This is a genomic window from Lacticaseibacillus sp. 53-4, from assembly GCF_016861805.1.
In the GTDB taxonomy this organism is placed as follows: Bacteria; Bacillota; Bacilli; order Lactobacillales; family Lactobacillaceae; genus Lacticaseibacillus.
Map to the genome: position 1 here is coordinate 1 of NZ_BOLT01000051.1, position 6,777 is coordinate 6,777.

Below are 6,777 nucleotides of genomic sequence, written 5' to 3' on the forward strand. Positions count from 1 at the left end.
TTTATCATCATGCTGTCGTCTAGCGCGTCAGTGTGACGTACCACGATGGCGATGGTGTCCTCTAAGTCTGTGCCAGTTATCTGGTAGGTCTGTGTAACGGTGCGGTTATATGATCCATAGAACAGGGTGCCAGTCGGCTCAAATGTAGAGATGTTAATACCTGCGCCAGTCCTGTGATTAACTGTCTTACCGATTTCAGCCACCTTGTTCAGGCGGGCAATTGAATAGTTCTTCATGTGATTAACGCTCCTAATATCTCTTATCCTTGGCAAGACAAATCATGCGTTCAATTGAACTAATGGTGTCACTTGCTGAGAAACAAAGCTCATGGTATGCAATGTGGCTAATACTTCCATATGGAGATCGCGTCAATAGGTTAACGTGTGAGAATTGAAAACCATCTGATATTTCAAACGTTGGATATACTTCGATTTCATAGCCTTCACGTTGCTTAACAATGATGAACCAATCTTTTGGTGTCATGCTACGAACTAAGTAGTGTTCTTTTACAAGTGCCCCAAGTTCAGCCCACTTGTCCCGATCGTGTTTAACGTCTAAGAGTGCTGCTCTGCGATATGCTGTTTTTGTCATTTTAATTTCTCCTCGCGTATAGTTTTAAACTTGTTTGTTTTATACGTGGCACACGTGGCACACCTGGAACATCGTTGATATAACGGGGTTTATCTGTGCCAATTCTGAACTTCTACGTGGCACATACCTGGCACACGCGTGGCACGGAATTAATATGTGCCACGTATGCCCCGTCTTGTGCCACGTCTGTGCCGCGTATCAAATAGCTGTAAGCGTTGATACTACTGCATTGTGCCGCGTGTGCCACGTGTGCCACGTTAAAAATAGGAAGTTTACTGTCGAACGTATCCACGCGGTTGCCCTCCGGCTATACGGATTCGTTGCGCTTGCCAACCGGGCATGTTGTCCATAATGAGCTTGATCCGTTTTGCGTCAGAGTTTGTACGCCCCATCAGGTAACGATCCACTGACTTGTCAAACACCACTTCCATGATTTCTCTTGTTGTGGTTTGTTGCAGTGGTTGTAATTCACCGGCATCTAAGTGTTGTTGTAGCCAAGTAGCAACATCGCCGTTATGGTCAATATGCGTGTGAAAGAAGCTGGATTTTAGGCTCAATGACAGCTTTTCCCAATTCGACGGTACTTTCATGTTGAGGAAGTCCTCAATGGCCTCTTTCATCGGGTCCACGGTCTCTGCTTCCTGTTGATATGGTTTCGCCAGTTGCATCAGCTTATCATCAGCAAAGACACTCTCACCCGCATCAACCCATGTTTTGACCTCTGCCAGTACCTGATGAACGTCGTGATCGATCTTCGGCACGTTTTCTTCGTTGCGCCACACCACCTTTGTGGGCTTTGTAACGCCACATCTGATAGGGAAGAAACGACGTTCACCAGTGGCGTCTTTCAAGTAGTCCTGTTGATTAGTGCTACCAATGAACACACACTTGCGTAAATGTGGGTATACGTAATGGCTATAACTCCCTCGGTATGAATCAGACTGGGCGCTAATGAAACTCTTAGCCGACTCAATCTCAGTTTTTTTCATTGCGGAAAGTTCACCGAGTTCCATGACCCAGTTGCCTTGTAGTTTCTTGTAATCCTCATCGGTCTTGCCCATCGATTTCAGTGAATCGCTGAACTTCTCCGGGAATAAGTTACGAGCAGCGGTGCTCTTGCCTAGCCCTTGTTTGCCTTCGAGAATTGGAACGAGCTCAAACTTGCAACCGGGCTTGTAGACTCGTTTCACTGCACCAGCTAACCACTTGCGCGTCACGATGCGTGTATATTCGCTGTCCTCGGCACCTAGGTAGTCGATGAAGTACCGTTCAGCTCTCGGGGTGCCGTCCCATTGTTCTGTTTCGATCCATTCTTTAACCGGGTTGATCGACTGCTCTTTGCCAATGTTGACCATCGCGTCTTGTTCGTTTTGCTTACTGAACAATATATTGTGCTTACGTTCAATGTATGAGCGGACGATAGCATCGTCTTCATCGGTCCAGAATCCTTTGCGGATTGGTAATCCTTTTGCGCCTTTGGTCTTGATGAGTAACTCTGAGAAGTCGTCCCATGCAATCACTCCGGCAAAGCTAGGATCATGTTCTATTAGCAGTTGTAGGTTGACGACTGAATCTTTCTTGATCCCACCGTTACCGTCAACCTTGAGTTCTTCTCGCCACTTCTCTTTGCCCGAAAAGTCGACACTGACCACTTTGTCAGCTTCCTCTTTAATATCTTCTGGCATTGTTTTAACCAACGGCACGCCTCCTCTCTTCGGCTTTCAATACTGACTTGAAAATCTTGTTCACTTCGGCCTCTGGTAGTGGGCTGTCTAAGTAGCTGTCGTTAGTGGTAAACAGCAAGTTATACACTGTTACTGGGTCTGCACCCGTAAAGAACAGCTTGCCAGCAATCCTAGTTAAGAAGTCGTTGCGGTTTCCATTTCCAGTACCGGCTACCATCTCGTCGAGCAGGCGACCGGACCAGCGTTTTCCTGTGTAAGCAGCGGAACCCAGATTCGGGTTCGGATGGTTGACGCGCTGAATCTCGTCTAGCAGCCACTGTGGAGCAGGGGCAACCGTGGTCAGCTTGTGCCCTTTTAGTGGTTTATACATGCCGCTGTCTCGCATGCTGGGATAGACGGGCACGCCCAGCGCCGTGTAATCGAGACCGGTTTTCTCTCCAGACTTGGAGAACAGATCGGCCCGACTGGTTAGCTTCAATTCCTTGGGATAGGTGAAGAACATATGAAGTCCACCGTTTGGGGTAGTTTCAATATAGGTAGACGGTATCTGGCCAGCGCGCCCATCAGCGCTTAGTTTTGCTAGTGATTCATTGCCATCAGCGGCACTCTTGTGTCCCATGTCAATGTCGAATACCAGCATGCCGTCAAGTCCTAGGCCGATATTGTAGTCAGGGTGTTCACCCCACCATGCCTCGGCTTGCTTAGGGTCCGTGGTAGCGTCCTTATACCCGTGTGAGCCTTTGAGCGGCGTTCTGGTGCCTGGTGCTAGGGGGTAGACGGCAAAGCCGTGTTGCTGGTACGAGAGGGCCATCTCAAGCATTGTCGGCATCGGGATCACCGCCTTCCATCAAAATGCGTCGGGCATCGATGACTTTATTGGCGGTGGCATCGGTCAATGCTTCTAATGGCTTGCCTTCAAGCTCTCTTCCTAGAATGATGAGTAGAGAACTAGCCTCTCTAAGCAAGTCTTGAGCTGCTTCCATGTCTGGTTGCGTCATCATGCTTTCGCCTCCTCATCAGCTTCTGGAGGGTCAATAGCGGTAATCTGGTCGGTGATAATATCTCGAGCACAAAATATTAGACATTTCCACGTATCAAAGTCACGTGAAGCCTCTAAAGCTATCCATACTGCATTGTCGTGCGAGTGATCGTCATCGAACCGGCAAACCAAGCTGCCGAACTCATCTAGCTCATCGCAAAGGGCGAGCAAGGATCCTTTTGCCTTGCGCAATTCATACAACGTATCGCTCAAATCTAACGGCTTCTTAACAGCAGTTGAAACATTTTTCATCATAATTGCCTCCATTTTGTTGACATAATCGACTTATAAAGGCAAGCTAGAAAGGAATTCGTATCTTTCCACTTGTCTTTTTCTCGCCTTGAGCTGCCACTCTTGGCGATTTTTTTGTGGCTTCAATCAGTGAGCGCTTTTCGGCTTTTTGCGCTTGCCAGTACCGATCACACTCGGCATCGGCTTGCACGTAGTCTCGCCACTGAAATCCGAACCTTGTGCTAACCATTTTTGGCATGACGATCGTCCTCCGAGAATTGAACGTAAGCACCGCAGACGGCCCCAATCAGGAACGCCATGCAGAGTGCTGGGACGGTGAGCGGGTGGCTTAGTAGCCACGCAATGATGTTAATCATCGTCATCACCTCACATATAAGTGTCGAAGAATTCATCATCAACTTTCTGACCAATTTCATCGAAGATGGTATCGGCTAGACTCTTCGCATATTCCGTTGATGAAACTTGAATAGTATGTGTGCCGTTTTTGTCTACGGTATCGATCGGGTAAGTCTTTGATTCGTCCAGTTCACGGATTGCATTCGCAAGTTCAGCGATGAAGCCTAGTGTTTCTCTGTTAAATATCATGATGTTGTGCCTTCCTGACGCTCCTGCGCCTGTCATAAGTTGCTTACATGCCCGCCTGCCCAGCTGGTTACTTGCCGTTGTTCTTCATGTAGTTGTCGATGTCTACGGTATTGATCCGCTTAACGCCACCAACCACTTGCATCGGCAAACCTTTTCTAGTCCAAGACAACAGTGTGTTACGAGCCACACCGGCATATACTGCTGCTTGCCCGATGTTCAACTTTTTAGGCTCATCATGTTGTGGTACAAGCTTACTAACCGCTTGGATCACTTCCTGATGAATACGATCTTGTAGTTGCTTGTCGAAGTCCTCGGACAACAATAGTTCTGCTTTCATTGAAGCCATATCATTTCACCTCCACGGCAACAAGTTGTTGCTTTGATATCTATAGCTTATTGCAACATTATGTTGCTGTCAACAATTAGTTGCAACTTCGTGCAGAAAATTTTATGATAACGAGGAAGAGAGGTGGTAATTAGATGCAAAATAACATTTTGAAAGCCAGAAAAGACAAAGGCTTATCTCAAGCTGATCTCGCTAAAAGGATCGGGGTTACACGTCAATCAATAAGCCTTTATGAGAACAATAGCCGAGAGCCCAAAATCGACACTTGGCAAAAATTGTCGAATGTTTTATCCGTTTCAATACCATATCTCCAAGGGATATCGAGTGATCCAATCGCAATTGATGAAACCATCGCACATACGATGACTAATCGAGAACTAAAAAAAATTATTGATGACTATAAACATGGAAATAAAACTCCAGAAGATGCAGAAAAAGTATTATCTGCTATCAAAAAGTCCATGAGCACCACTGAATCCCTGAATCAAATGCGCCTGCGCGCCATGAATCAGTTAGTTAATAGTATTGAAAACCTCGATTTAGAAAAGATGGATACTTTTGAGATGCTGACCATCAATGATGCAATTCAGCTCTGTACTGCTTTCTACAATGGTTTTCATTCGGATAGGGGTCTGTCGGCATCATTTGGTGCTTTGTTAAGTGGATTACGTTCAATCGTTAAGAACGATGGGCAAGTCGACTACGTCAAGTCTGAATTCATGAGTTCTTTTGAACAGCTTCTAGATGCAGTAACGGCAAAACACGCTTAATTTCTATATCTAATATCATGGCCGAAAAATCGGCCGCCACCTTTTCCCCAATTTCGGGGGAAACTCTCCAATCTAACACCGCCTGCCCAGCGTGACGGATAGGAGAAAGCAAATGGCATCAATTAAAAAGTACGCAACGAAAGACGGCAAAGAGTTCTGGCGCGTTCAGGTCTTTGCTGGTAATGATCCACAGACTGGCCACAAGAAGTACAAGGTGCGGCGAGGGTTTAAGACAAAAAAAGAAGCCACTGTTGCAGCAGCTAAACTTGAACTAGCAATCAGCAACGGTGACTTAGAAGAAGAAAAGCCAACACCCGTGTTCTTTCGGGATGTATATGAGGAGTGGTATGGAAACTATATTAATACGGTAAGAGAATCTACGTGGGCCCGAACGGCTGGCATGTTTGACAACCATATTCTACCGGCATTTGGTGATAAGCGGATCGCCACTATAACCACTAAGGACGTTCAGAAGGCTGTCAAACAGTGGTTCGAGTTCACGTCAGCGAACTATAAGCGTTGGTATAACTATGTTTCATCGGTTATGGACTATGCAGTTCGGCAAGGGTATATGGACAAGAATCCAGCCAAAGCCGTTGTGCTACCGCACCATGACGATCTGGCGGGTGATGAGCCTGAGAACTTCTGGACTAAGGAACAGATGAATCATTTCTTTTCTTGCATTGACCAAGCAGCTCACTTCGACATTTTCGTCATGTTTAGGGTATTAGCCTATACCGGTGTTCGACGTGGTGAGTTACTAGCGTTGACTTGGAACGATGTCAGTTTCAAAGACAACAGCGTGAAGGTCAACAAGACACTGACGCAAGGCGATAAGGGACGGCAAATAGTTCAGGCGCCAAAGACGCGAGCGGGGCGGCGTACAATTCCGGTAGACAACCAAACGATTGCGTACTTGAAGCGATGGCGCAGAATTCAGCAGAAATCGTTCTTAAGACTGGGCATCAATACTATTGGGCCTGACCAGTTGTTGTTCACCAATACTAAAAACGGTTATCAGTCATTGAACACGCCCTCAAAGCGTCTGCATAAAATTCAAGATGATAATGACCTCACCCCAAGGATCACTATCCACGGGTTTCGGCACAGTTTTATATCAAACTTGTTGATTGCCGGCGTTCCTGTCACTTCGGTACAGAAGTTGGTCGGGCACACTGATCCGACTATTACGCTTGGCGTGTATGCTCATGTCAGCGCGAAACAAGAATCGGAGGCCACTGCTGCACTTGCCAAATATATGCAAAATTGAATTAGAAAACCACAGAGAAAACCACGGGAGTTTTAAGGCTGGTTGGTAACAGCTCTAGGCCGCATGGCTAAGGCGTTTCACGTGAAACAGTTACGTTTCCCCTGACCACCCAGAAAGCACCAAATCGTACCTCATCGGCTTCGGCTGATGGGGCATTTTTTTGGCTCTTCGTCAAGTGAAGTTGAACATAATTTATGAGAGTATCTAGACCTTAATTGGTCTAGGTACTCTTTTTTTAA

12 protein-coding genes are annotated in these 6,777 nt (G+C 46.5%); 2 read left to right on the top strand and 10 right to left on the bottom strand.

Translation table 11 applies throughout. The features are described 5' to 3' along the window. The 10 genes from JUF21_RS11370 to JUF21_RS11410 all read right to left on the bottom strand — a co-directional run. The coding region (locus JUF21_RS11370) for a phage head closure protein (protein ID WP_203664693.1) at positions 1-236 on the bottom strand (236 nt) is incomplete at its 3' end. Positions 237-249: 13 nt separating this feature from the next. Next, positions 250-591 (bottom strand): hypothetical protein, encoded by a 342-nt coding sequence (locus tag JUF21_RS11375; protein ID WP_203664695.1) that lies wholly within the window; start codon positions 589-591, stop codon positions 250-252. Between the two features lie 272 nt (positions 592-863). Next, positions 864-2,288 (bottom strand): virulence-associated E family protein, encoded by a 1,425-nt coding sequence (locus JUF21_RS11380; protein WP_203664697.1) that lies wholly within the window; start codon positions 2,286-2,288, stop codon positions 864-866. Further along, complete coding sequence (locus JUF21_RS11385; protein WP_203664702.1) at positions 2,281-3,105, bottom strand: bifunctional DNA primase/polymerase; 825 nt, start codon at positions 3,103-3,105, stop codon at positions 2,281-2,283. The genes JUF21_RS11380 and JUF21_RS11385 overlap by 8 nt, the downstream gene beginning before the upstream one ends. Further along, positions 3,089-3,277 carry a hypothetical protein gene (locus tag JUF21_RS11390; RefSeq protein WP_203664703.1) on the bottom strand — a complete coding sequence of 63 codons (189 nt, stop codon included), beginning with the start codon at positions 3,275-3,277 and terminating at the stop codon, positions 3,089-3,091. Before JUF21_RS11390 ends, JUF21_RS11385 begins: the two co-directional genes overlap by 17 nt. Next, positions 3,274-3,567 carry a hypothetical protein gene (locus JUF21_RS11395; RefSeq protein ID WP_203664714.1) on the bottom strand — a complete coding sequence of 98 codons (294 nt, stop codon included), beginning with the start codon at positions 3,565-3,567 and terminating at the stop codon, positions 3,274-3,276. The genes JUF21_RS11390 and JUF21_RS11395 overlap by 4 nt, the downstream gene beginning before the upstream one ends. Positions 3,568-3,613: 46 nt before the next feature. Next, on the bottom strand, positions 3,614-3,805 hold the full coding sequence (locus JUF21_RS11400; protein WP_203664704.1) for a hypothetical protein: 192 nt from the start codon (positions 3,803-3,805) through the stop codon (positions 3,614-3,616). Continuing rightward, on the bottom strand, positions 3,789-3,923 hold the full coding sequence (locus JUF21_RS12075) for a hypothetical protein (RefSeq protein ID WP_255559903.1): 135 nt from the start codon (positions 3,921-3,923) through the stop codon (positions 3,789-3,791). Before JUF21_RS12075 ends, JUF21_RS11400 begins: the two co-directional genes overlap by 17 nt. Before the next feature lie 10 nt (positions 3,924-3,933). Continuing rightward, the gene (locus JUF21_RS11405) at positions 3,934-4,152 is read right to left on the bottom strand and encodes a hypothetical protein (RefSeq protein ID WP_203664706.1); all 219 of its coding nucleotides are present in this window, start codon (positions 4,150-4,152) and stop codon (positions 3,934-3,936) included. 67 nt (positions 4,153-4,219) lie between these two features. Beyond that, positions 4,220-4,498: a helix-turn-helix domain-containing protein gene (locus JUF21_RS11410; RefSeq protein ID WP_203664708.1), complete on the bottom strand. Its 279-nt coding sequence runs from the start codon at positions 4,496-4,498 to the stop codon at positions 4,220-4,222. Between the two features lie 134 nt (positions 4,499-4,632). Between JUF21_RS11410 and JUF21_RS11415 the strand changes: the two genes are divergently transcribed. Continuing rightward, the gene (locus JUF21_RS11415; protein WP_203664710.1) at positions 4,633-5,268 is read left to right on the top strand and encodes a helix-turn-helix domain-containing protein; all 636 of its coding nucleotides are present in this window, start codon (positions 4,633-4,635) and stop codon (positions 5,266-5,268) included. Between the two features lie 112 nt (positions 5,269-5,380). Further along, positions 5,381-6,538: a site-specific integrase gene (locus JUF21_RS11420; protein WP_203664712.1), complete on the top strand. Its 1,158-nt coding sequence runs from the start codon at positions 5,381-5,383 to the stop codon at positions 6,536-6,538. The last annotated feature ends 239 nt before the right edge of the window (positions 6,539-6,777 follow it).